A 21,964-nucleotide genomic window follows, 5' to 3' on the forward strand; every position below is an offset into this window, starting at 1 on the left:
GTGTCGGTCAGCTTACCAAACGACTACGCGCTTTTCGGGTTGCAAATACATCTTATCAGTAGGCTGTATATTGAAAGCTTCGTAGAAAGCTTCGATATTGCGCAGTGCTTGATTGACGCGCAGCTCACCCAAACTGTGCACATCGATCTGTGTGAGACGGAGAACCTCTTCCGGACGAATATTTTGTCCCCATAGACGGGCATAACCGATAAAGAAACGCTGGTCGGGAGTGAATCCGTCGATTTCTTCCATTACCTCACCCTTGGCAGCATTGCGGAAAGCCAGATAAGAGATGAGGAGACCGCCCTGATCTGCGATGTTCTCGCCAAGTGTCATATTACCATTGGCACGAACACCATCGGCTACGTAGATCTCGCTGAACTGATCGGCCAGTTTTCGGGCTGTGGTCTCGAACTTCTGAGCATCTTCAGCAGTCCACCAGTTGATCATATTGCCGTCTTTGTCGAAGTTGCGGCCTTGATCGTCGAATCCATGCGTCATCTCGTGTCCGATCACTACGCCGATACCGCCATAATTGACAGCATCGTCTGCATCCATATTGAAGAAAGGAGGTTGGAGGATGGCTGCAGGGAAACAAATTTCGTTCGTGGTCGGATTGTAGTAGGCATTGACATCCTGCGGATTCATCAGCCAACGCTCGCGATCTACAGGCTTACCGAGGTCAGCCATATTGTCGTCATGCATCCATTTGCTGGCGCGTTTGATATCGGCATAATAGCTGTCTCCCTTGATTTCCATCTTGGAATAGTCTTTCCACTTGTCGGGATAACCGATCTTGATGATGAAGGAATTGAGTTTTTCCTGAGCTTTCATCTTCGTGGAGTCGCCCATCCATGTAAGCATGTTGATGCGCTCTCCGAGAGCCGTTTGCAGGTTCTTGACGAGTTTGAGCATGCGCTCTTTTGCTTCGGGTGGGAAGTATTGCTTTACATAAACTTCGCCCAGTGCTTCGCCCAGAAAGCTGCTTACCATACCTACGGAACGTTTCCAGCGAGGATGCATTTCGGTGGTTCCACTCAGCGTCTTGCCGAAAAAGTCGAAACGGGCTTGCTCGAAGTCATCGCTCAGATAGCTTGCTGCACCGCTGATCGTGCCGGCGAGGAGATAGTCCCTCATTTCGTTCAGATCGGCTTTGGCAAACCAAGAGTCGAACTTCTTGAAGAAATCGAGTTGCTCCACATCCCACTCTTCGAGGGTGGTGAGCTGACGATCGGCGAGGTAAGTAGTCCAATCAAAGCCTTGGTACTTATTCGTAAACTCCTTCACTGCCATCTTATTGTAGTTACGATGGGTATCGCGTAGTTCTTCTTTGCTGTAGCAGATTTGTGCCAGTTCGGTTTCCATCTTCATGGCGTTCTTGGCAATACGGGTAGCTGCTTCATCGTCGTAGCCGGCCAGCTTAGCAATTTTGTTCAGATAAGCTACATACGCCTCGCGTATTTGCTGAGACTTGGCATCCTGCTTGAGATAGTAGTCTCGATTGTCAAGAGCCAAGCCAGTCTGGGTGATATGGAAGATGTTCATCTCGCTATTCTTGGCGTCGGCATAAACGTACGATCCGAAGAATGTGCTTCCACCCATATTGTCCTTAGCAGCGGCATACTTCACCATAGCAGCTCTGTCCGCAATGGCTTCGATCTTCTGAAGATCTTCCTTCAGAGGAGCTGCTCCGTCTTTATTCCGTTTGATGCTATCCATAGCTTGACGATAGAGCGTAGCTATACGATACTCATTAGTGCCGACTTCATGCTGTCCTGCTGCAAGGTTGTCCACAATCAGGTGTACACGCTCGAGGGTGCTGTCGTGCAGGATGTCGAATGAGCCGTAGCGACTATAAGCAGGTTTGAGCGGATTGTTTTTCATCCAATTGCCGTTGCAGTAGCGATAAAAGTCGTCCTGTGGGCGTACGGATGTATCCATGGCACTGAGGTCGATGGCCGGTACCGGCTCGCGCTTCCTGTCAGTATCGTTAGTCTGACCCTTATTGCCATTGCAGCCGGTCAGCATCAATGCGCCGATTACTGCCGGCGCAAGGCAAAGAAACTTGATTGTCTTGTTCATTGTTTGTGATATTTGGCATTAAAACAATTTCGTTGGGTATTCTCCGGCTTCCGTTAGTTCGCGTAGTTTGGCTACGACACCGGGGCGATCATCCGAATAAGTGACACCGAACCATCGGGCTGTCGTATCCAGCACTTCCACCGAAGCTCGACCGCTGCGAATAAGATCGTTCACAACGAAGGGAATGAAGAACTCGCTCTTCAGCTCCTGCCCATGAGCATTCAGGAAGTTGATGAACAGTTCTTCCGAATAGTCGAAGTAGTCAGGAGTGAATCCCCACATATTCATCGAAACGGGTGCATCCTCTGCCAGCGTACATATCTTTCCGGTCTCATCTCGGAATGAGATAGTACCGTCTGTGCGCTCGATGCCGGTACGCTCCACCACACCGGTAAGCAAATGTTTTTCATCTACCTGGCATACTCCACGCGAAACGCCACCGCTTTCGCTCAGGGTATTACCCACACGGTAGCCGACCATGCAGTATTCGCCTTGCTTACCTTCCAAAGTCATGAGCTTACGAGCCAGAACTTCAAAACCATTGCGTCCATAGAAATCATCCGCATTGATGACGGCAAAAGGTTCGCGAATCGCATCTCGTCCCATCAGAACGGCGTGATTCGTTCCCCAAGGTTTCTCGCGCCCTTCCGGACAGGAGAATCCTTCCGGCAAGCAATCCAATTCCTGAAAAACCAGTTCGACAGGGATACGGCCTTCGTACTTGGTCAGAATTTTTTCTCGGAATTCTTTCTCGAATGAATGACGGATTACGAAGACCAGCCGACCGAATCCGGCACGAATGGCATCATAGACGGAATAGTCCATGATCGTATCGCCACCGGGGCCTATGCCGTCCAATTGCTTGAGACTACCATAGCGGCTGCCCATACCCGCAGCCAAAACAAAAAGTGTGGGTTTCATCGGTTTCTAAAAACTCTTTTTTATGTGTAATGCTGCAAAGTTACGATTATCCACAAAGGGATCAGCCGAAACTGTACAGGTTTTCATATCTCTGCACAGTTTCGGCTGCTATATCTTTTCATTAGGGGATACTCCGAAACGCTATTCCTTATTGCTTGTGCAAAAAAGGAAACAGCTGCTATCACGAGCAACGTGAACGGGCCATAAGTTTGAGCTTGTCAAGGATTTGTTTGTGTTTGAGGCTGCATCGCTCTTCTGCTGCATCGAAAACGATTTGCAGCTTTTTGCGATCAAGAATACGGTAGATGTCTGTCATAAGCATATTCGCCAAAAGGGTTAAGGATGAAAGGAGTCATTTTCCTTTTTTCCATTCTTTTAGAGAACGCTTACGACTGCTTTATTATTGTATGGAATATCGACTAAGCCGACATGCCCATCATTTTGCGCAGATTGATCAGCGCATATCGCATTCGGCCGAGTGCCGTATTGATGCTTACTCCGGTAGCATCTGCAATCTCTCGGAAGCTCATGTCCTCCCAGTAGCGCATTCTCACTACTTCCTGCTGCACTTCGGGCAGGACGCTCAGGTACTGTTCCAGCTCTTCGATAGTAGCCAGTTCGATCAGTTGTTCTTCCGCCGTCAGATTGCTGTCCGCCACCTTTTCGACAGGAGCGGCGTCGTCATCATCGAAAGACTGCAACCTGGCTCCTTCCCCTCTGACCCGGCGGTAGTGATCCATCACGAGGTTGTGCGCAAGGCGTAGCAGCCAAGCTTTGAACTTGCCGGTGGGGATGTATTGTCCGCGACGAAGCGTATGGATCACCTTGATAAAAGTGTCCTGAAAAATATCCTCCGCCAAATCGGCATCGCTCACGGAAAAACGGATGTAAGTATGAACTACAGCATCATACCGGGACAGTATGACATCGAAAGCCTCATCGCATCCTTCTGTATAAAGGCTGACCAATTCATCATCAGTCAGCTTGTGGAAACTGCTCATAGGAGAATCCTCTTTATTTATTGTTCAGAAGGTAGATATGCGTCGATAGGCGATTCTTTTAAATGAGACTTATTGCAAAGAAAAACATTTTTTTCGACAAAACAAACAGAAGCAACTGCTTATCAACCCGACTAATGCAGCGGAAGAGTCAGCGATCGTTCTTTTCCAAGCGGAGTGTCATCGTGGGGCTATCGCATACATGTTCGGGGCCGAAGAACTGTATCGGGCCGGGGTAAACGTACTCGGTGCTCAACGCCCATTCGCGACGCATCTCGCGCAATGCTCGGTACGGTTCACCATCCATATCCACCAATGCTTTTCGAATCACGGGCTTCATTTTTCCGCTCCGACGCTCCATATTCATCATCATCGTCATGGGCACGCCGCCTGCTTCCCATTCGGATACAGGATCTGCCGTATTCTTGATCGCAGCCATGTAGCCCGTCTTTCCCGCTGCGATCAGGATAGAAGCTGCACGTCCGAGACAGTAGCAGTAGTTGGCATCGAAGTTGGAGGGCATGGCACAGCGTCCTTCGTAGCCGAAGAAGTGGGTAAGCGTACTAAACCGCCCCTGAAATCGTCCTTCTTCCGCCCATTCGGCCAGCTTCTGAGCCGTCATGTCTGCCAAGAGCTTCTCGGTGGCAATGAGTGAAACCTGCACATTGCCGTGAGGGTCGCGATCGGCAATCAACTGTCGAGCCACATCCACCGGCAAGCTGTCGTACAGGCGCGAATTCTCGGGACTGAGTTTGTTTTTGATATACTGTCTCTGTGCCGAACGTTTGATGAGCTTGAATTCGGCATCATTTTGGGAGAGAAACTCGTTCAGCTCCTTGATCAACCTCTTCATGGCCGGCAGGAATTCGATCAACCCCTCCGGAATCAGTACCGTCCCGAAGTTCATTCCTGCCTCCGACCGGCGCACCACGGTCTCGGCGATATAGGTCACCACATCGTCCAGATAGTAATTGTTGGCCTCCACCTCTTCGGATACGATACAGATATTGGGGTGGGTCTGGAGGGCGCACTCCAGTGTAATATGAGATGCCGAACGCCCCATCAGCTTGATGAAGTGCCAGTACTTCCGGGCCGAATTGCAATCGCGCTGGATATTACCGATCAGTTCGCTATAGACTTTGGCGGCCGTGTCGAAGCCGAAGGAGGTTTCTATCTGTTTGTTTTTCAAGTCGCCGTCGATCGTCTTCGGACAGCCGATCACTTGTATTCCGGCTTCGATCGAGGCATAGTACTCGGCCAGGATGCAGGCGTTGGTGTTGGAGTCGTCGCCACCGATGATGACCAATGCCTTGATGTCCAACTCTCGCAATATCTCCAGTCCGGCTTCGAACTGTTCGGGCTTGTCCAGCTTGGTGCGTCCGGATCCGATCATGTCGAAGCCCCCCGTATTGCGGTATTCATCTATTACCTCAGCAGTCAGTTCGCGATACTTATGCTCGATCAGGCCATCCGGTCCCATAAGAAATCCGAAGAGCCGGCTATCTGGGTTGAGCAGCTTCATCTCATCGAACAGACCGGCTATCACATTGTGTCCACCCGGAGCCTGTCCGCCCGAAAGGATAACCCCCACATTCGTAGGAGGATACTCCGTCCGCTCTCCTCCAGGTGCGAAAGAAATAAGCGGCAAGCCGTATGTACGGGGAAAAATAGCAGCAATCTCTTCTTTGTCCGAAACCGCCTCCGTAGCTTTTCCTTCTATTATCTTCACTGCTCCCTGCAGAGATGCAGGCATTTTAGGCTGGTAGGACATCCGCGCCAGATGTAGTGCACTCTTTGCCATAATAATAAGCTGAACTTAATGTAACCGTATCTCCGGCGAATAGCATCTCAACACAGCGGAGACAAAGCAAACTTAATCATTTATTTCCGCCTTGCTGCCGACGAAGGAAGTGCGTCCATCCGTTGCACAAGGTCTATTCTTCACTCCTTTCCGACTCGCAGAAGGCAAACCGCCCCGACCGAAGGAGGGGATATTTCAGAGGGGCAGCAGGGTAACGTAGACGCTATCGCCGGGCTGCTTGCCTATGGCTCGACGAATATCCTGTCGCAAACCGAGTATATGACAGGGCAAGCCCATACGAACGATAGATCCCGTATAGGGATAACCGTCGAAAGTGGCGTTCACCCTCACTCGCCCTTTGCCGTATACCGTCTTGACGTCAAATGGAATCTCTACGTATGCGGCATCCATATCGGGTACTTGCCTGATGATGGCATCGAATTCGATCGGACTGTCCGAACCGTTACCTGCAGAAGAGGGAGCTTCAGACCTCGGCAAAGTCTTCTTCATCCCAGTCGAACGAATCGAACGAGTACGGCAGATCGGGCATCTCTTCGCTAAACTGCTCCAGCTCTCGCCTGTCCTTTTTGGTCGGACGACCGGTGCCCTTGGCTCTGTCCACAAAGCCCGAAATGCGTTGCATTTCGAGTATCTCATACTCTTCGGGCGGAGTGATATTTTCCAGAAAGTCCTTCACCAGCTTGGCACCCATCCGATTCTGAGCCAAAGCCAGAATACGAAAGGAATAGGTCACCGGTGGCTTCCTTACCTGAACGACGTCGCCCACACGTACCATTCGCGAAGGCTTGGCTTGCAGCCCGTTCACAGTTACTCGGCTTTTCTTGCAGGCATCCGTGGCTATCGTTCGTGTCTTGAAGATACGCGTAGCCCACATCCAACGGTCTATCCTTACCTCTTCCATCTCCTTTAGTTGTACCGGTTCATCGTCCTTTGGATACCGGCCAGGCAAAAACTCTTGATGATCTCCACGGCATGCTTGGTCAGCTCCGGCAGCTTCTCCTCTTCTTCGGGGGTAAAACGGCCGAGGACGAAGTCCACCTGCCTTCCTTTGGAAAACTCGTCGCCCAAGCCGAAACGCAGACGGGCATAATCGATCGATCCCATCACCTCGGCAATGTTCTTCAGCCCATTATGCCCCGCATCGCTTCCCTTGGGTTTCAGCCGCAAAGTGCCGAAAGGCAAAGCCAAATCGTCCACAAGAACAAGCACCTGTTCGCGAGGGATATTCTCCTGTTGCATCCAGTAGCGAACGGCATTGCCACTCAGATTCATATATGTATTCGGTTTCAGCAGGATCAGCTCCGCATTCTTCACACGCATATGCGCTATCGCTCCGTAACGAGCTTCCACGAACTGCACTCCACCGTCTTCGGCCAGAGCATTCACCATCCGGAAACCCACATTATGGCGAGTGCCGTTGTACTCTCCGCCGATATTGCCAAGGCCGACGATCAGGTATTTCATACGCTACGACTAAGATAGGACTCTCGAATATGGAAGAGCCGCCTCCGTTGCCCCACTTCAGGGGTATCAGGGGCGGCTCTCCTTCGTTATGAGAAAGCCGGAACTTCGATCGAAGCTCCGTCTTGCTTCTGTACGTTTTTTTACTGTTTCTTCACGGCTGCACCACGAGCTGCACGAGTCAGCTTCACAGCACATACCACGGCGTTCTTTGCATTCATCAGGGTCAGACCTTCGAAGTGAAGTTCGCCCACCTGTATCGTCTTGCCGAGCTGCAAGTCGGAAACGTCGATATCCAGCTTCTCGGGGATCTCGCTGTAGAGAGCTTTCACCTTGAGCTTACGCATTTCCAAGCTCAACTTACCCCCAGCCTTCACACCTTCGGCGTGTCCGGTGAGAACTACAGGCACTTCCATTACCACGGGCTTTTCGTCCGTTACCTGCAGGAAGTCGATGTGGATGATGCGGTCTGTCACCGGATGGAATTGTATTTCCTTCAGGATAGCCTTGTATGAGCCACTGCCTTCTACGGTCAGCTCCACGAGGAAGATCTCAGGTGAGTAGATCAGATTGCGTACGGCATCCTGCGATACGATAAAGTTTACGCCTTCCCCTTTTCCGCCATAGAGAACGGCAGGGATCTGATCTTCTTTGCGAATGGCTTTGGCAGCCTTCTTTCCGAATTCGGCACGAGGAGTACCGGTCAGTTGAAATGTTTTCATTTTCTTTTTCTGGTTTGTGTTACTCAAAATTAGTCTTGTCCTAATTTCCCATCACACCTGCCGCCTAAAGCCGGAGGCCATGAGTCATCAAAAACGCTGCAAAGATAGGAAAAATAAAGATTCGCACAGAAAACCTGCCGAAGGTGAGCTTTGTTTTTCAGTACTCGTCAAGTTTATTTGCCGAGAAAGAGCAAATGATTTTTTCGAGCGTAAAACGGACGAATTGCCGTTCGTGTTTTCCGGAAAAATGGAACGATAAATTTTTCGTTTTGGTTTGAGAACTTTTTTCTTCCGGCGCGGGAAGTGAAAAATTCTCGCGCCACGTTTTTTCGTTCCGTTCGAAACAATTTTTTGGAACGTAAAAGCTCGAAGAGGGCGAGGGCGGATCAAAAGAAAATAAGTCCGAATCGGAGGAAAAAAGCAGCAAGCCAATGCAGGTCAAAGGCAAGTTGTGTCGTTTTTCAGGCTTCTCCGTTTGCTGTATAACTTCCGTCTAATCCCGATCTTGGCAGCAGTATCGGTGGAGTTGGGACTTTCGGACAATTATCAACGGTGCTCAAATCATTATCTTTGCAGCAATTTAGATACGAAAAAATAATCTGAACAATAATGGATAGACAATTCAAGCGAACTCTTATTACTACGGCCCTCCCGTATGCCAACGGGCCTGTACATATCGGACACTTGGCCGGTGTCTACGTTCCGGCCGATATATATGCACGCTATCTGCGATTGCGTGGCAGAGACTGCCTGCTGATCGGCGGTTCGGACGAACACGGTGTACCCATCGCCCTGAAAGCCAAAGCCGAGGGATGCACTCCGCAGGAGGTGGTAGACCGATACCACGAACTGATCAAGCGTTCGTTCGAGGGGCTGGGTATCTCTTTCGACATATACTCACGTACCACAAGCGACATACATCGTCGTACGGCAAGTGAGTTTTTCAAGACCCTGTATGAAAAGGGTGAGTTCGTGGAGCAGACGAGTGAGCAGTATTATGACGAAGAAGCCAAGCAATTCCTGGCCGATCGTTATATCATCGGTACCTGTCCGCACTGTAGCAATGATCGGGCTTACGGCGACCAGTGCGAAGCCTGCGGCACCTCACTCAATGCTACCGATCTGATCGATCCGCGGAGTACGATCTCGGGTAGTGCTCCCGTGCTGCGCGAGACGAAACACTGGTATCTACCTCTGGACAAGCATGAGCCTTTCCTGAAAGAGTGGATCCTTGATGGACATAAGGAGTGGAAGAGCAACGTCTACGGCCAGTGCAAGAGTTGGCTGGATATGGGGCTGCAACCCCGTGCCGTGAGCCGCGATTTGGACTGGGGGATCCCCGTGCCGGTGGAGGGTGCCGAAGGAAAAGTGTTATATGTCTGGTTCGATGCTCCGATAGGCTATATCTCCAATACCAAAGAGCTGTGTCCCGATAGTTGGGAGACGTGGTGGAAGTCGGAAGATACCCGTCTTGTTCATTTTATCGGTAAGGATAATATCGTATTCCACTGCATCGTTTTCCCGGCCATGCTCCGTGCCGAAGGTTCGTTTATCCTGCCTGACAATGTGCCTGCCAACGAGTTTCTCAACCTTGAAGGAGATAAGATTTCCACCAGTCGGAACTGGGCTGTCTGGCTGCATGAATACCTCGAAGAGTTCCCGGGCAAGCAGGATGTACTGCGCTATGTGCTCACGGCCAACGCTCCTGAGACGAAGGACAACGACTTCACGTGGCGCGACTTTCAGGCTCGCAACAACAATGAACTGGTAGCCATATTCGGCAATTTCGTGAACCGGGCATTGGTCCTTACTCATAAATACTTCGATGGAGCTGTCCCGCCCAAAGGCGAGCTGACGGATTACGACAGCCGTACGATAGAGGAGTTTGCAGCCGTGAAGCAAGCCTTGGAGCATCAGTTGGATACGTTCCACTTCCGCGAAGCACTGAAAGAAGCGATGAATCTGGCACGTATAGGCAATAAATATCTGGCCGATACGGAACCTTGGAAGCTGGCAAAAACGGATATGAACCGTGTGGCTACGATCCTCAATCTGTCCCTGCAGATAACGGCCAATCTGGCTATCGCCTTCGAACCGTTCCTGCCTTTCTCCTCGGCAAAACTCATGTCGATGCTCTCCACCGACTGTCCTTTCGGCTGGGATCGTTTGGGTAGTACGGATCTCTTACCCGAAGGACACGTCTTGGGCAATCCCGAATTGCTCTTCGAAAAGCTGGAGGACAGTGTGATAGATGCACAGATTCAGAAATTGCAGGATACCAAGCTGGCCAACGAAAAGGCTGCCCATCAGGCTGCTCCGATAGCCGAAGACATTGCATTCGAGGACTTTCTCAAGCTGGATATCCGTGTGGGCACCGTGCTGGAGTGTGAGAAAGTGCCCAAAGCGGACAAGCTCTTGCGTTTTCGTATCGATGATGGTCTGGGTGGCCGGACGATCGTTTCGGGTATTGCCAAACACTATGCTCCGGAAGAGCTGGTAGGCAAGCAAGTATGCTTCATTGCCAATTTGCCGCCACGCAAGCTGAAAGGTATCGAGTCCGAGGGCATGATTCTTTCGGCAGAGGATGCGGACGGTTCGCTCAGGGTCATTATGCCGGCAGCTGAAGTTGCCCCAGGTAGTCAGGTGAAATAGACTTTTAGGAGTACTACAGATTGCACGGTATGAAGAAGAGACTTTTCGGTTTGCTGTCCGTCCTGCTTCCGCTGGCGACGTTTCTCCTCGGTGGATGTGCAAGCAGGCAGGAGCATTCGCTTCGTATTATCCACACTACGGATCTTCACGGGAATGTATTCCCCACTGATTTCAAAGCTTTAAGACCGACTTCGGGTGGAATGTCGCGCTTGGCTTCCTTTCTGAAAGCTGCCCGGTCGGACAGATCGGAGTTGCTGCTCTTCGATGGTGGCGACGTATTGCAGGGCGATCCTACGGCCTACTATTATAACTACATGGACACGATGGGTACTCATCTCTTCTCCCGTGCGATGAACTACTTGCGCTATGATGCCGCCATACCGGGCAATCACGACATCGAGACCGGCCATGCCGTCTATGACAAATGGGTAGCCGGCTGCGACTTCCCTTTCTTGGCGGCGAACGCTATCGACACCGAGACCGGCAAGCCATATTGGGCTCCTTATAAGGTCTTCGATCGGAACGGGCTGAGGGTGGCTCTGTTGGGCTTTATAACTCCGGCTATTCCTGAGTGGCTGCCGCAAAGTCTGTGGACGGGAATGCGATTCGACGATATAATCGAATCGGCTAAGTACTGGGTACCGTTTGTGATCCAAAAGGAAAAACCTGATTTTGTTGTATGCGTACTGCATTCCGGCAGGGAGAATGACAATTCGAACTACCTCGAAGATGCCGGTATGACTCTCGCTCGTGAAGTGGCAGGCATAGATGTACTATTGCTGGGACATGATCATCAGGAGTACAGCCGCAGGGTGAAAGGAGCAGAAGCCGACTCCGTTCTCGTACTGAATCCGGCCAATCATTTGGACAAAGTGTCCGATGTGCAACTCAGTCTCGCTCGCAAAGGAGACAAGGTACTGCATAAAAGAGTGGAAGGTGGCTTGACGGACATATCGCGGCTTACTCCCGATTCAGCCTTTATGGCGCATTTCTCCTCCGATGAAGCTGCCGTTCGCCGGTTTGTGAACGAGCCTATGTGTGTTTCTTCCACCGAAATAAGTTCTGCAGACGCTCTGTTCGGCCCGTCTCCTTTCATGGATCTGATTCATCATGTGATGCTGAGCGAGTCCGGCGCGGATATATCATTTGCAGCTCCTCTCTCCATCAATACGGATTTGCCGGCGGATTCGATCTATATGTACCACATGTTCGCCATCTATCCGTACGAGAATTTTCTTTGCACGATGCAAATGACAGGCCGCGAAATACGTGACTATTTGGAGTTTTCCTATTCCCGATGGGTGGCGGATCCGACTCGGCAGAATGGCCATCTCATCCTGCTGAAAAAGGATGTCGTTGCTTCCGACCGTTTCAAAACGATGTATCCTTCCTTTAATTATAGTGCGGCGGGAGGACTGCGCTATACCGTAGACGTAACCAAGCCGATAGGGGAGAGGGTGCTCATCACGGGAGTGAGGGACAAGATGTCCGGCGAAGGGGTATACAAGCCCTTTGTACTTGATAGTGTATACACGGTGGCACTCAATTCTTATCGAGCCAATGGTGGGGGCGGACTGATGACGGAAGGAGCCGGTATTGCACCCGAAGAATTGCACTCTCGTCTCAAGAACTCTACAGCCGTGGATATTCGGCAAGCTCTGATTCGCTATGTGCGCCGCACGGGTAGGGTAGAAGTGCCTCCTGTCTGCGATTGGCAATTTGTGCCGACCGGATCGGTCAAGGAAGCCATCGCACGTGACCGAAAGTTTCTCTTCGATAAGAGAAAGAAGATTACTCGATGACGCTGTGGATGGCTGTGGCCCTGCTTGTGCTGATTGCAGGCATGGCTTTTATGACGTTATGGAAACCGAAAGATCCATGGCAGGCCGACAACCTGCCGCCAGAAGGCTCTTCGGATCAATTCCGTCGCAAGGGGATTATCGATGCCGATGCCTCGTCTTTGTTGGTGCCTGTGCCTGCCGCTGTGGATAGCCGGCCTTGTTTTCTCGTTATCGATACGGAGACGACCGGATTGCCTGCCGATGAAACGCAGTTCATTTCCGGAGTAGATGCACCGGCACCCGTATCGGTTGGTTGGCAGCTGCTGGACTTTCGTTTCAGATGTATAGAGGAAGTCGTTTGCCGGCTGTCTACCGACGAACCGGTATCACCCGAGGCTGCCGCTTTGCACGGCATCACGGATGCTTCGCTACACGGCGATGATCCGCATGAGGTGTACGCACGTTTGCTTGGGGCTGTATCGAAAGCAAAAGTACTGTCTGCTCACAATCTGGCCTTTCACCGTTCCGTTCTGGTCTATGATATGAGACGGAGGGGATTCGATCCGTCTCCCTTGTTCTCCCTTGATGATTATTGTACAATGGAGGCGGGAGTCGATTTTACTCATCTGTACGGAAGCTGTGGAACATGGAAGCTGCCACGCCTGACCGAGCTGTTCGGTGTCCTCTATTTCGGATTGCCGGGCGTTAGAACGACCTACCGCGAGAAGGTGCGGAACGATATACGTCTCGTAGCAGCATGTTTGCGTCGGATGAATCCGACCACACCGTCTTTAGAGTGAAGAGGGGTAATATCCCCTTCACGGAAGATCCGGGAGCCGGGGAAAAGCGAAGGAGGGAGCGTTTACTCCCTCCTCTTGTCCTCGGATGAATCCAATATGGGTCGGATCAGATCCGGCACATCGATGTTCAGTGCTTTTACCTTTTCCAATTGCCTTCGACCTTCTTCCGTCAGATTGAAATAAATCTTTCGCTTGTCGTCATGTCCCAGCCTGCGCATGACCCATCCTCTGTCTTCTGCAGCAGCAAGCAACTTGGAGTTTTGGGCCGGCAATACGCCTATTTGCGAGGCTATTTCGGTCGCTGATAGCGAATCATCGGCTATCACGCACAGGAGCATGGCCTGATTGAGATCGCATCCGGTGGAATCCAAAAGATTGGATTCCAATTCCCTGATGGCAGCCATCAACTTCTTCATCGTACAGATACACTCTACATTTTCCATCGGCTGGAAGGCCGTAGCCTCGATTGATTGTTACTGCACAAATTTAGATGAATAGATTGATGTTGGCCTCTTCTGCTCTATTCATATAGGTGGCAACTCCACCGATACTTACCTCGTCGAGCAATTCTTCCCGATTGATCCCCATTACATCCATGGACATCTGACAGGCTATAAACTCTACACCGTTTTCCAACGCTTGCTTACGCATGCTCTCCAGTGAGTCCACATGCTTTTCCTTCATGACCATACGCATCATCTTCGCTCCCAAGCCGAACATGTTCATTTTGGACAGTCCTAACCCTTTGCTGTTCTTCGGAAGCATCATACCGAACATCTTGCCCCAAATGTCTTTCTTCGCTTTGACGGCGTGAGGCTTTTTGATGGCATTCAGACCCCAGAATGTAAAGAATATAGTCACCGGCTGTCCCATCGCTGCTGCTCCGTTGGCCAGTACGAATGTGGCCAAAGCCTTGTCCAGATCATCGCTGAAGAGAATGAATGTCTTGCCTTTGGATGGAGTCTCGCTCACACAAGTGCCCTCCTCCTTGCAAGCAGTCTTTTCGATGGTCACTTTGTATTGGCCCTTTATGGTCTCCTGCCGGATCAGATTGTGTCCGGTCGTGTCGCACCAGGCTTGAGCATCACGAGCAAATCCGGGGTCCGTAGCCAGGATGCAGAGCTGCTCCCCTACAGCTATTTGGTCAATGGATTGTTTGAGCTTGAGGATCGGCCCCGGACAGGACATGCCGCAGGCATCCACCTCCGGTACCTGTGTATGGGAAGAAGGACTATCCTTTGCAGGAAGTTGGGCGATGGTAGGTTTGGCGGCAGAACTGTAGTCCGCCGTTATGGTAGAATACAAGCGATAGCCACCGATCAGGTTTCGCACATTTGAGAAGCCACATTGTCTCAGGATATTCGAGGCGAAATACCCTCTCATCCCCACGGTGCAATATACGTATATCGGCTTGTCGTGAGGAATTTCCCCTATGCGTGCCCTTATTTCCTCCACCGGCATGCTGATTGCTCCGGGGATATGCTCTACTTCGTAGGCCTGTCTGGGACGAGCATCTATAAGGGTTACTCGATTGGGATCGACCTCTTTCATTTCGCGCCAATGCAGAGGTTTCATACGACCTGTAATGATATTGTCGGCCACATATCCTGCCAAAGCTACCGGATCCTTGGCCGAAGAGAATGGAGGTGCATAGGCTTGCTCCGTTTGCATCAGATCGGCGATTCCGCCTTTGCGCTTGATGATTTGAGCGATGGAGTCTATTCGCTTGTCCACGCCTTCTATGCCTACACACTGAGCACCGTAGAGCATACCGCTCTCTGGGTGGAAGGTGATTTTAAGCGTAAGCGGGTAGGCATTGGGATAATAGCCGGCGTGGCTGTTGGGCTGTACCGTCACTGACTCATAGGGAAGGCCTTCGCGCTTGAGAGCCTTTGCCGGCAAACCTGTAGCAGCAACCGTGAGATCGAAAATCTTGGCAATAGCTGTTCCTATGGCTCCTTCATAACTCCGCAATGTTTGTCCATGCATATTATCCGCTACGATGCGTCCTTGCCGATTGGCCGGCCCTGCCAGGAAATTGGTCCACGGCTTTCCGGTAAGAGGGTGTGGGTATTCGATGGCGTCTCCGATGGCATAGATGTCCGGATCGGATGTCTGCAGGTATTCATTCACTTGGATTCCGCGTGCCGGTCCGATAGCCAACTGTGCATCAGCTGCCAGCTTCGTATTCGGACGCACTCCGATAGACAGAAGGATGAGTTCGGCCTCGATTTTTTCGCCCGAGTCAAGCGAAGCAGTCAATACTTCTCCCCGTTTTTCAATACTTTTCACCGCTTTGCCCAGATAGAGACCAATACCTTTTTCTTGCAGGTGGGCATGAACGATCGTTGCCATCGAGAAATCCACCGGTGCCATTACCTGTGGAGCCATCTCGATGACATTGACAGCAATGCCTCGGGCATGTAGATTCTCGGCCATTTCCAAGCCGATAAATCCACCTCCCACCACGATGGCACGTTTCACCTTGTGGGTGTCCAAATAACTTTTAATGGCATCCGTATCCTCTACGTTGCGCAGCGTGAATACTCCCGGGCTATCTACCCCCGGCAGTGGAGGGACAAAAGGCAAGGCTCCGGGGGAAAGTAGCAATTTGTCATAGTGCTCACTATATTCTCTACCATTGGCTTCGCGCACTCTTATCTGTTTGTCGGAGCGATCGATGGACAGCACCTCACTCTGTACCCGAACATCCAAGTTCAGCAGTCGGCCGAATTTTTCGGGTGTCTGCACGAAAAGATTTTCTCTCTCTTTGATTACCCCACCTATATAATACGGCAGGCCACAGTTGGCATACGATATATTTTGTCCTTTTTCGAACAAGATGATTTCTGCTTTTTCGTCTATTCTCCTTAGTCTGGCTGCTGCTGTAGCTCCTCCGGCGACTCCGCCTACGATTACGTATCTCATATTTGATTTCTTTTTTGTTCGTTTTTCCGGTGCAAACATACAAATAATTTCTAATGGAAAATATATTCAACGGAAATCATATGGCCGAAAAATGAAAAATACATAATGAAGAACGGAACGAGAGCTGTGTCGGGATAGACAGGTGGCAGCTCTAAGATGATATGCCTTGGATGTATGGTAAAGACGTGATTGTAGGACAGTTCCCAAACGATATGGAAATCATAAGGCTTGGCCATTGCTTCGATGCTCCGGTCAATAACCTGCTGTCTCAGAAATACGCACCGAAAATCCTCCGATTGCGGCGCGTGTTTCCTGAAAATGTGGAGCGAGATTTTTTTCGTTCTCGCGCGTAAATTTTTTGCTTCCCGAACCAAAACAAAAAAAAATCTCGCGCCACCCTTTCAGGCGTCGTAAACGAGAAAATTTCGGCGCGTAAACTAATCGGTACCCTTTGAGGTAAAATTTAATAGACGATTGGAATTACCTTTCTTATTATTACCTTTGCGCCCCAAAAGGCTCAATGTAAAAGGAGAAAAGAAGGTAAGAAGGCTATGCTGCTCTCGTTCAGCGCATATGTTTGGGAACCGGTGTCACGTTTTCTATTGCTAAGCAGAGCAAAAAAGCAGATGATATTGAATGTCCAACAGACAGCTATATAGAAATGAGATTCCGATTAGATGGAGAGATGCCTCGCCTGCCGGCGACAATCTCGTGAATGCTTAAAAATAGGAATCCGAATCGGAGATCGGCCTAATTCCATTTTGCCTGAATAACTGGTGGAGCAAAATGGGATTTCCTGAGAAGTATCATTGAGTGTAGTTCATGACTACATCTCTCGCGAGGGTCAATATCGCGTTTTTTTTATTGAGTAGTGCGGTTTTTTTTCGTTTTTCTGCGTATAAACACGTAGAAGACAGCAGAATATTGTTAGAATTAATTTTTAGTAGAAAAAAATGCTTTCCTTTGCTATAGGGAAGCCGGTAAGACGTAGCTGATACTACTCCTTTCGCTTCTTTTTTAGTTATCCGGAAGGATAGTTATGCTGCAGAGAGTTTGTTTGAAGAGTTTAAGAACAAAACTTGTTAGTGCGTTGTTTTAGTCTCGTGAGTCGAGCGGGAGGTCTTATGTCGACCATCTTGTCGATATATTCTGAACACTCTATGTCGTGTCTTTGTTAAGTAAACTGATCACCTTATAATATCAGTACAAGCTGTTCAGGTGAAGTTCATGCAGAATAGTGTGCAAGAGTATAGAATTGTAGAGATTATGGGTTCGGATATGTGATAACGAGGATTCATCGTTAAGTTTATCCGGTTTTATAGTCTTGAGCGTTTTGTGTTTTATAGTCTTTCTTTCGACGTTTTTAGAATCAATTTAATATTAATCCTTTTAAACATTTGGCTTATGAAGTTAAACAAAATGTTTTTGGTCGGAGCATTGCTCTCATTGGGCTTTGCTTCTTGTAGTAAAGAGGGCAATGGCCCCGATCCGGACAATGCGGCGAAGTCGTATATGTCTATGACGTTGTCCATGCCTATGGGAAGTGCTCGTGCGGGTGACGGACAGGATCAAGCTAACCCTGACTACCATTATGTAGGAGAGTGGGCAGGAAAAGACAAAATTGAGAAAGTGAGCATCTACATGGTGCCTCAGGGTGGCCCTGGGCTTGTGGAGAGTGCTGAAGATCTTGATTTTGGCACTTATTATGAAAATCCTACTATAGATCCTGCAACCCACAATGCCATTTTGAAACCGAAAAAAGGTATCAAGGTTAATTCTGCTGTCGGCAAGACGGTTAAAGTATATGTGGTGCTCAATGACATCGCCGGCAAGGCAAAAGCCCTTTTGGCAAATGTTAATGCAGCAGACTTTGATGCTAAATTCAAAGAGATAATCGAACTGTCTACTCAGGCTCAGGCTTTAGGTACGGTAGCCGATGGCCCGAATCCTGCTACAGCGGCTGGAAAGATTGCCAAAAAGAATGGTACTACTGATGAGACAATCATGATGACCTGTTTGCAGCCTTCTGATGCTTTGACTATCGAAGCTGCTGTATCCGAGGCCAATGCTATCGCAGGGATTAAGAATCAGGCCAAGGTTACGGTGGAGCGTTCTGTAGCACGTGCGATGGTTTCAACGAAAGCCCAGAGTTATGAAATTAAAGCCACTACTCAAATTGGAGAAATTGCCGCAGGTTCTGTTTTGGCTACCATTACGGATATCAGATGGGTTGTTGCTCAAGGAGAACGTCGCCAATACCTAAGCAAGAAAAGAGGAACTGTTCCAGAAAATACTTGGGTTACTCCGGGTTCTGGTTTCGTTCCTACCAGCAGCACTTTCCATACAAATGCTACCGAGTATTATGATTATGCCGGTCTGTGGGAAGATCATAATACAAATGAGGCCGTAATCAGTGGAACTCAAGTGCCGACTTTGGCTGATTATCAGCTTCAGGACGTGACTGGCGAATTGGCAAATGCTCTTTCAGGGAAATTCCTGCTGCCTAATACCCATAAGTCAGGTGCTAATGCTGCCTCGTCAGACTATAAGAGAGGTAATACTGCCTATGTATTGGTTCGTGCGAAGTTTACTCCCAAGAAAGAAGCCTTTATCGATAGAGGTAAAACTTATTCAGATAATACTGCAGTTCCTGAATATGTAGCAGGTGAAGATTTCTTCGTTGGTGAGAATGGCCAGTTCTATGTGTCTATGAAATCCGTTACAGACCCCAAGGTAGGTGGTGTAGCTGGTATGAAGGCACACAAATATGTGAAAGGCAAAGTACTGTACTATGCTTGGTTGAATCCCAGTACTACTTCTCCCGATTCATGGTGGAATTCCCCTGTTGTGCGCAACAATATCTACCATATCCACATCAAGAGCATCAAGAAGTTGGGCTTCAACTGGAATCCTTTGGTGCCGGATCCGGATCCTAGCAACCCGGAAAATCCGAATAACCCTGACCCGAATCCGGATGAGCCGGGTACTCCCGTTCCTACAGATCCGGAGAACCCCTTGCCTGATCAGGATACGTTCATGTCGGTTGAGGTTACAGTTTTGCCTTGGAAAGTTCATTCCTATGAGGTTGATCTCTAATTAGCTATTGTAAAATTTTCTTTTTGAGGGTGGGATTTCGGTTCCCACCGTTCTCCCACCCTCTATATTTTTTAAAACAATGAACAAACGGAAGCATATGGATATTCGCAGACTTATTATTTCTTTGCCGGCAATAATGGCCCTGTGGGGTGGTTTGGCTTCATGTGATAAGATGATTTATGACAATTACGATGATTGTCCTCGAGGAGTATATGTCAACTTCTATTCTCAGACTGAGTGTGCCGAAAATCCTTCTTATCCTGCGGAAGTTGCCCGATTGAACGTTTATGCTTTCGATAAGGATGGTATCCTTCGCAGTGCCAATGTGTTTGAGGATGTCCAGTTGTCAGCTGCAAAAGAATGGCTGATCCCTTTGGAGAAAGACGGCTTATATACGATTTTTGCTTGGGGTAACATCGACGACCACTATAATATAGGTGAAATAAAAATTGGCGAGACGACCAAGCAGCAGGTTTTGATGCGCTTGAAGCAGGATGGTAAATGGGCGACCAATATAGATGGGACGACCCTTTGGTATGCGACGAGTCCTGTCGTTGAGCTGAAGAATATGGAAGATGGCGCGGATCAGTATATCCATACGAGAGCCAATCTTCGAGAGTATACCAATCGTGTGACGGTGAGTGTAGATAGTTTGCCTCATCCCGAAAATTATGAAATAAAATTGGCCTCGAGCAATGGCTCCTATCGCTTCGATGGTACTGTTGCAAAAGCTGATTCTACTTATTATCCCGGCGAAACCAAAGTAGTAGGTGATAGCACATGCCGGGCTTTCTTTACGACACTCAAGCTGGAGAGTGGGCATGAAAATACCCTTTCCGTGACACATAAGCCGACCGGAAGAGAGATATTCCGTACAGACCTTGTAGGTGCTATTCTTTCGAGTCAGTATGCTCAAAATATCAACTTGCGCTGTATCAATGACTTCGATATAAGGTTGGTGGCACATCATTGCAACTGCCCTGACGATACTTATGTCGTTGTTCAAATCTGGATAAACGGCTGGTTGATACATAGTTACGAAATAGAACTTTAAGAGAAAAAAGACCGGTTCTTCACTCGCTTTCCCCTCTTTCTTTGAGGGTTGAAAGTAAGTCGTGAGGTCTAAGAAGAGATCGGAAGATAATCATAGTCAGGAGCTTCAGTGTTTGTTCCATAGAACAGATGTTTTTTTGAGGTTTTATTGTTTGGCATTTTGGCTTAATCTCCTTTCGGTCTGATCAAAGAGATCGAATGAGTTTGAGATGGTGCTTAGCACATAGAAAATCAGTCGGGAAAAACATGTTGTGAAACAAAATATGAATAGCTCCCCCTTATAACCATATACACTTGGAATATGATGCAGCTTAAAAAGAGATACTTTGCACTTATCCTATTGCTTTTCCTTTGGAGCGGATGCGATAGAGGAGTTGATCCACAGCCGGATCCTTTACAGCCGGATGTTTATCTACTCGTTAACGCGAGAGCAGCACATACGAATGGCGAGGAATCCATCAATATGGATGCCGAGGATTTTGAAGATCGTGTACACAGTCTCGCTATGTTGGTGTTCGATAGCAATACAGGAGAAAAAGTTGCCGAACATTTTTCTTCCTCCATAGGGAGCGGTACTTCTACCTATGTCTTTACTGTGAAATTGAAACCCGGACAGCGCGATTTCTTTTTCGTGGCAAATATTCCCAATATGCAGACTGCCATGGCCTCGATCGTGAACAAATCCGATATGAATCACTTTATGCAGGTTTTCAGAGATTTGGACCCTATTCATTATCACAATGCAACCAACAATAATGGATTCCCCATGTCGAGAATGTATTCCAATCAGACGGTTACGATCGGGGGAACCATCACTCAGCCTTTGCCATTCAAGCCGGACGGAGAAAACAATGTGAAGTTGCAGCGTGTGGTTGCAAAGTTGGATGTGAATATCGTGGAAGGAGTGGAAAATCTGCAGAAGATTGAACTTTGTAATGCTAATGTCCACTATAGATTGGTGCCCAATCAGTCAGAGCCTATTCAGTTTTACGGCCCGGTAGAACTGAGGCGAGTAGGTGCCACGAACCAATGGCTTGGCTATATGCCGGAGGCGATCGTAGAATCAACAAAGTGGTGGGGGAATACCGGCAATGCTGAGAATAAGCCGATCAACTTCTTCCGCCTGACAACTCGCGGTGGACTTGTATATGACGTGCCGATTATTACGCACGAAGGTGCTATTCCGGGAGGGCAGTACTTACCTTTTGCCAAAGGCTTATTGGCGGATAAGCCGAGTTATACGGTTTATAGAAATCGTCATTACATATATCGTATCAAGACGCTGCCGGATAAGATAGAAGTGAAGTATTCTATTTGCGATTGGAATATAGTAACCAACGATACTTATATGGGCTATGGCTACAACGTGGGAGTCGATGAGCAAGGCAATGTCACCATTACTAATACGATGCAGAATTGTGATCCCCATGTTGTGAGACTCGTTGCTAAAAATGGTGCTTACTTTGGCTCCCAGCCTACCGATACTTCGGTTGAGTTTACTGAGTTAGCCAACGGTGCTTCGCAAACATTCAAAGTAAATAAAGATGCTGTGGCGGTCGGCTCTGCCTATCTGGAGGTTTATTATAACCCGGATCTGAATGCAACAGGGGTCGTTCCGGATAAAGTTTTTATCAAGAAATAGACAGAC

18 protein-coding genes are annotated in these 21,964 nt (G+C 49.0%); 6 read left to right on the forward strand and 12 right to left on the reverse strand.

Annotated elements, in window-relative coordinates:
• Positions 1–12: 12 nt before the first annotated feature.
• The 9 genes from PGN_RS01310 to PGN_RS01345 all read right to left on the reverse strand — a co-directional run bounded on the left by PGN_RS01310 (position 13) and on the right by PGN_RS01345 (position 8,006).
• Complete coding sequence (locus PGN_RS01310; protein ID WP_012457383.1) at positions 13–2,082, reverse strand: M13 family metallopeptidase; 2,070 nt, start codon at positions 2,080–2,082, stop codon at positions 13–15.
• An 18-nt stretch (positions 2,083–2,100) separates the two neighbouring features.
• On the reverse strand, positions 2,101–3,003 hold the full coding sequence (locus PGN_RS01315) for a nucleotidyltransferase family protein (protein WP_012457384.1): 903 nt from the start codon (positions 3,001–3,003) through the stop codon (positions 2,101–2,103).
• 181 nt (positions 3,004–3,184) lie between these two features.
• Entirely contained in the window at positions 3,185–3,325 is a 141-nt protein-coding gene (locus PGN_RS11455; RefSeq protein ID WP_021663364.1) for a hypothetical protein, read from the reverse strand.
• 97 nt (positions 3,326–3,422) lie between these two features.
• Positions 3,423–4,004: an RNA polymerase sigma factor gene (locus tag PGN_RS01320; protein WP_004583806.1), complete on the reverse strand. Its 582-nt coding sequence runs from the start codon at positions 4,002–4,004 to the stop codon at positions 3,423–3,425.
• Positions 4,005–4,152: 148 nt separating this feature from the next.
• On the reverse strand, positions 4,153–5,802 hold the full coding sequence (locus PGN_RS01325; protein ID WP_012457385.1) for a diphosphate--fructose-6-phosphate 1-phosphotransferase: 1,650 nt from the start codon (positions 5,800–5,802) through the stop codon (positions 4,153–4,155).
• A 195-nt stretch (positions 5,803–5,997) separates the two neighbouring features.
• On the reverse strand, positions 5,998–6,312 hold the full coding sequence (locus PGN_RS01330) for a DUF1905 domain-containing protein (RefSeq protein WP_012457386.1): 315 nt from the start codon (positions 6,310–6,312) through the stop codon (positions 5,998–6,000).
• Positions 6,287–6,724 carry an RNA-binding S4 domain-containing protein gene (locus tag PGN_RS01335; protein WP_012457387.1) on the reverse strand — a complete coding sequence of 146 codons (438 nt, stop codon included), beginning with the start codon at positions 6,722–6,724 and terminating at the stop codon, positions 6,287–6,289. Before PGN_RS01335 ends, PGN_RS01330 begins: the two co-directional genes overlap by 26 nt.
• Before the next feature lie 5 nt (positions 6,725–6,729).
• On the reverse strand, positions 6,730–7,287 hold the full coding sequence (pth, locus tag PGN_RS01340; RefSeq protein ID WP_012457388.1) for an aminoacyl-tRNA hydrolase: 558 nt from the start codon (positions 7,285–7,287) through the stop codon (positions 6,730–6,732).
• 140 nt (positions 7,288–7,427) lie between these two features.
• Positions 7,428–8,006: a 50S ribosomal protein L25/general stress protein Ctc gene (locus tag PGN_RS01345; RefSeq protein ID WP_005875353.1), complete on the reverse strand. Its 579-nt coding sequence runs from the start codon at positions 8,004–8,006 to the stop codon at positions 7,428–7,430.
• Positions 8,007–8,615: 609 nt separating this feature from the next.
• On the opposite strand from PGN_RS01345, the gene metG reads away from it, so the two are divergent.
• From metG to PGN_RS01360, 3 genes are read left to right on the forward strand one after another with little or no spacing between them, the layout of a single operon-like run.
• Positions 8,616–10,658 (forward strand): methionine--tRNA ligase, encoded by a 2,043-nt coding sequence (metG, locus tag PGN_RS01350; protein ID WP_012457390.1) that lies wholly within the window; start codon positions 8,616–8,618, stop codon positions 10,656–10,658.
• 29 nt (positions 10,659–10,687) lie between these two features.
• Positions 10,688–12,460 carry a bifunctional metallophosphatase/5'-nucleotidase gene (locus tag PGN_RS01355; RefSeq protein WP_043876311.1) on the forward strand — a complete coding sequence of 591 codons (1,773 nt, stop codon included), beginning with the start codon at positions 10,688–10,690 and terminating at the stop codon, positions 12,458–12,460.
• On the forward strand, positions 12,457–13,239 hold the full coding sequence (locus tag PGN_RS01360; protein WP_012457392.1) for a 3'-5' exonuclease: 783 nt from the start codon (positions 12,457–12,459) through the stop codon (positions 13,237–13,239). Before PGN_RS01355 ends, PGN_RS01360 begins: the two co-directional genes overlap by 4 nt.
• Positions 13,240–13,301: 62 nt before the next feature.
• On the opposite strand, the gene PGN_RS01365 is transcribed toward PGN_RS01360, so the two are convergent.
• The 3 genes from PGN_RS01365 to PGN_RS12275 form a co-directional block, all read right to left on the reverse strand.
• Positions 13,302–13,655, reverse strand: coding sequence for a winged helix DNA-binding protein (locus PGN_RS01365; RefSeq protein WP_012457393.1), 354 nt, complete (start codon positions 13,653–13,655; stop codon positions 13,302–13,304).
• A gap of 70 nt (positions 13,656–13,725) precedes the next feature.
• Positions 13,726–16,167, reverse strand: a complete 2,442-nt coding sequence (locus PGN_RS01370; RefSeq protein ID WP_039417056.1) for an FAD-dependent oxidoreductase — start codon at positions 16,165–16,167, stop codon at positions 13,726–13,728.
• Between the two features lie 50 nt (positions 16,168–16,217).
• A complete protein-coding gene (locus PGN_RS12275; protein ID WP_012457395.1) occupies positions 16,218–16,541 on the reverse strand; it encodes a DUF1661 domain-containing protein in 324 nt (107 codons plus the stop codon).
• Positions 16,542–17,571: 1,030 nt separating this feature from the next.
• Between PGN_RS12275 and mfa1 the strand changes: the two genes are divergently transcribed.
• The 3 genes from mfa1 to mfa3 all read left to right on the forward strand — a co-directional run bounded on the left by mfa1 (position 17,572) and on the right by mfa3 (position 21,958).
• A complete protein-coding gene (gene mfa1, locus PGN_RS01375; RefSeq protein ID WP_012457396.1) occupies positions 17,572–19,263 on the forward strand; it encodes a fimbria major subunit Mfa1 in 1,692 nt (563 codons plus the stop codon).
• A gap of 79 nt (positions 19,264–19,342) precedes the next feature.
• On the forward strand, positions 19,343–20,317 hold the full coding sequence (mfa2, locus tag PGN_RS01380) for a fimbrial anchor subunit Mfa2 (RefSeq protein ID WP_010955942.1): 975 nt from the start codon (positions 19,343–19,345) through the stop codon (positions 20,315–20,317).
• Positions 20,318–20,617: 300 nt separating this feature from the next.
• Positions 20,618–21,958, forward strand: a complete 1,341-nt coding sequence (gene mfa3 / locus PGN_RS01385; RefSeq protein WP_012457397.1) for a fimbrial tip subunit Mfa3 — start codon at positions 20,618–20,620, stop codon at positions 21,956–21,958.
• The last annotated feature ends 6 nt before the right edge of the window (positions 21,959–21,964 follow it).

Origin of the sequence: Porphyromonas gingivalis ATCC 33277, from assembly GCF_000010505.1 — a bacterium.
Classification (GTDB): domain Bacteria; phylum Bacteroidota; class Bacteroidia; order Bacteroidales; family Porphyromonadaceae; genus Porphyromonas; species Porphyromonas gingivalis.

Bases quoted from the DNA above. Each gene is read 5' to 3' on its own strand.
- PGN_RS01310 (WP_012457383.1), bottom strand. From the start codon at position 2,082: ATGAACAAGACAATCAAGTTTCTTTGCCTTGCGCCGGCAGTAATCGGC.
- PGN_RS01315 (WP_012457384.1), bottom strand. From the start codon at position 3,003: ATGAAACCCACACTTTTTGTTTTGGCTGCGGGTATGGGCAGCCGCTAT.
- PGN_RS11455 (WP_021663364.1), bottom strand. From the start codon at position 3,325: ATGCTTATGACAGACATCTACCGTATTCTTGATCGCAAAAAGCTGCAA.
- PGN_RS01320 (WP_004583806.1), bottom strand. From the start codon at position 4,004: ATGAGCAGTTTCCACAAGCTGACTGATGATGAATTGGTCAGCCTTTAT.
- PGN_RS01325 (WP_012457385.1), bottom strand. From the start codon at position 5,802: ATGGCAAAGAGTGCACTACATCTGGCGCGGATGTCCTACCAGCCTAAA.
- PGN_RS01330 (WP_012457386.1), bottom strand. From the start codon at position 6,312: ATGAAGAAGACTTTGCCGAGGTCTGAAGCTCCCTCTTCTGCAGGTAAC.
- PGN_RS01335 (WP_012457387.1), bottom strand. From the start codon at position 6,724: ATGGAAGAGGTAAGGATAGACCGTTGGATGTGGGCTACGCGTATCTTC.
- pth (WP_012457388.1), bottom strand. From the start codon at position 7,287: ATGAAATACCTGATCGTCGGCCTTGGCAATATCGGCGGAGAGTACAAC.
- PGN_RS01345 (WP_005875353.1), bottom strand. From the start codon at position 8,006: ATGAAAACATTTCAACTGACCGGTACTCCTCGTGCCGAATTCGGAAAG.
- metG (WP_012457390.1), top strand. From the start codon at position 8,616: ATGGATAGACAATTCAAGCGAACTCTTATTACTACGGCCCTCCCGTAT.
- PGN_RS01355 (WP_043876311.1), top strand. From the start codon at position 10,688: ATGAAGAAGAGACTTTTCGGTTTGCTGTCCGTCCTGCTTCCGCTGGCG.
- PGN_RS01360 (WP_012457392.1), top strand. From the start codon at position 12,457: ATGACGCTGTGGATGGCTGTGGCCCTGCTTGTGCTGATTGCAGGCATG.
- PGN_RS01365 (WP_012457393.1), bottom strand. From the start codon at position 13,655: ATGAAGAAGTTGATGGCTGCCATCAGGGAATTGGAATCCAATCTTTTG.
- PGN_RS01370 (WP_039417056.1), bottom strand. From the start codon at position 16,167: ATGAGATACGTAATCGTAGGCGGAGTCGCCGGAGGAGCTACAGCAGCA.
- mfa1 (WP_012457396.1), top strand. From the start codon at position 17,572: ATGAAGTTAAACAAAATGTTTTTGGTCGGAGCATTGCTCTCATTGGGC.
- mfa2 (WP_010955942.1), top strand. From the start codon at position 19,343: ATGAACAAACGGAAGCATATGGATATTCGCAGACTTATTATTTCTTTG.
- mfa3 (WP_012457397.1), top strand. From the start codon at position 20,618: ATGATGCAGCTTAAAAAGAGATACTTTGCACTTATCCTATTGCTTTTC.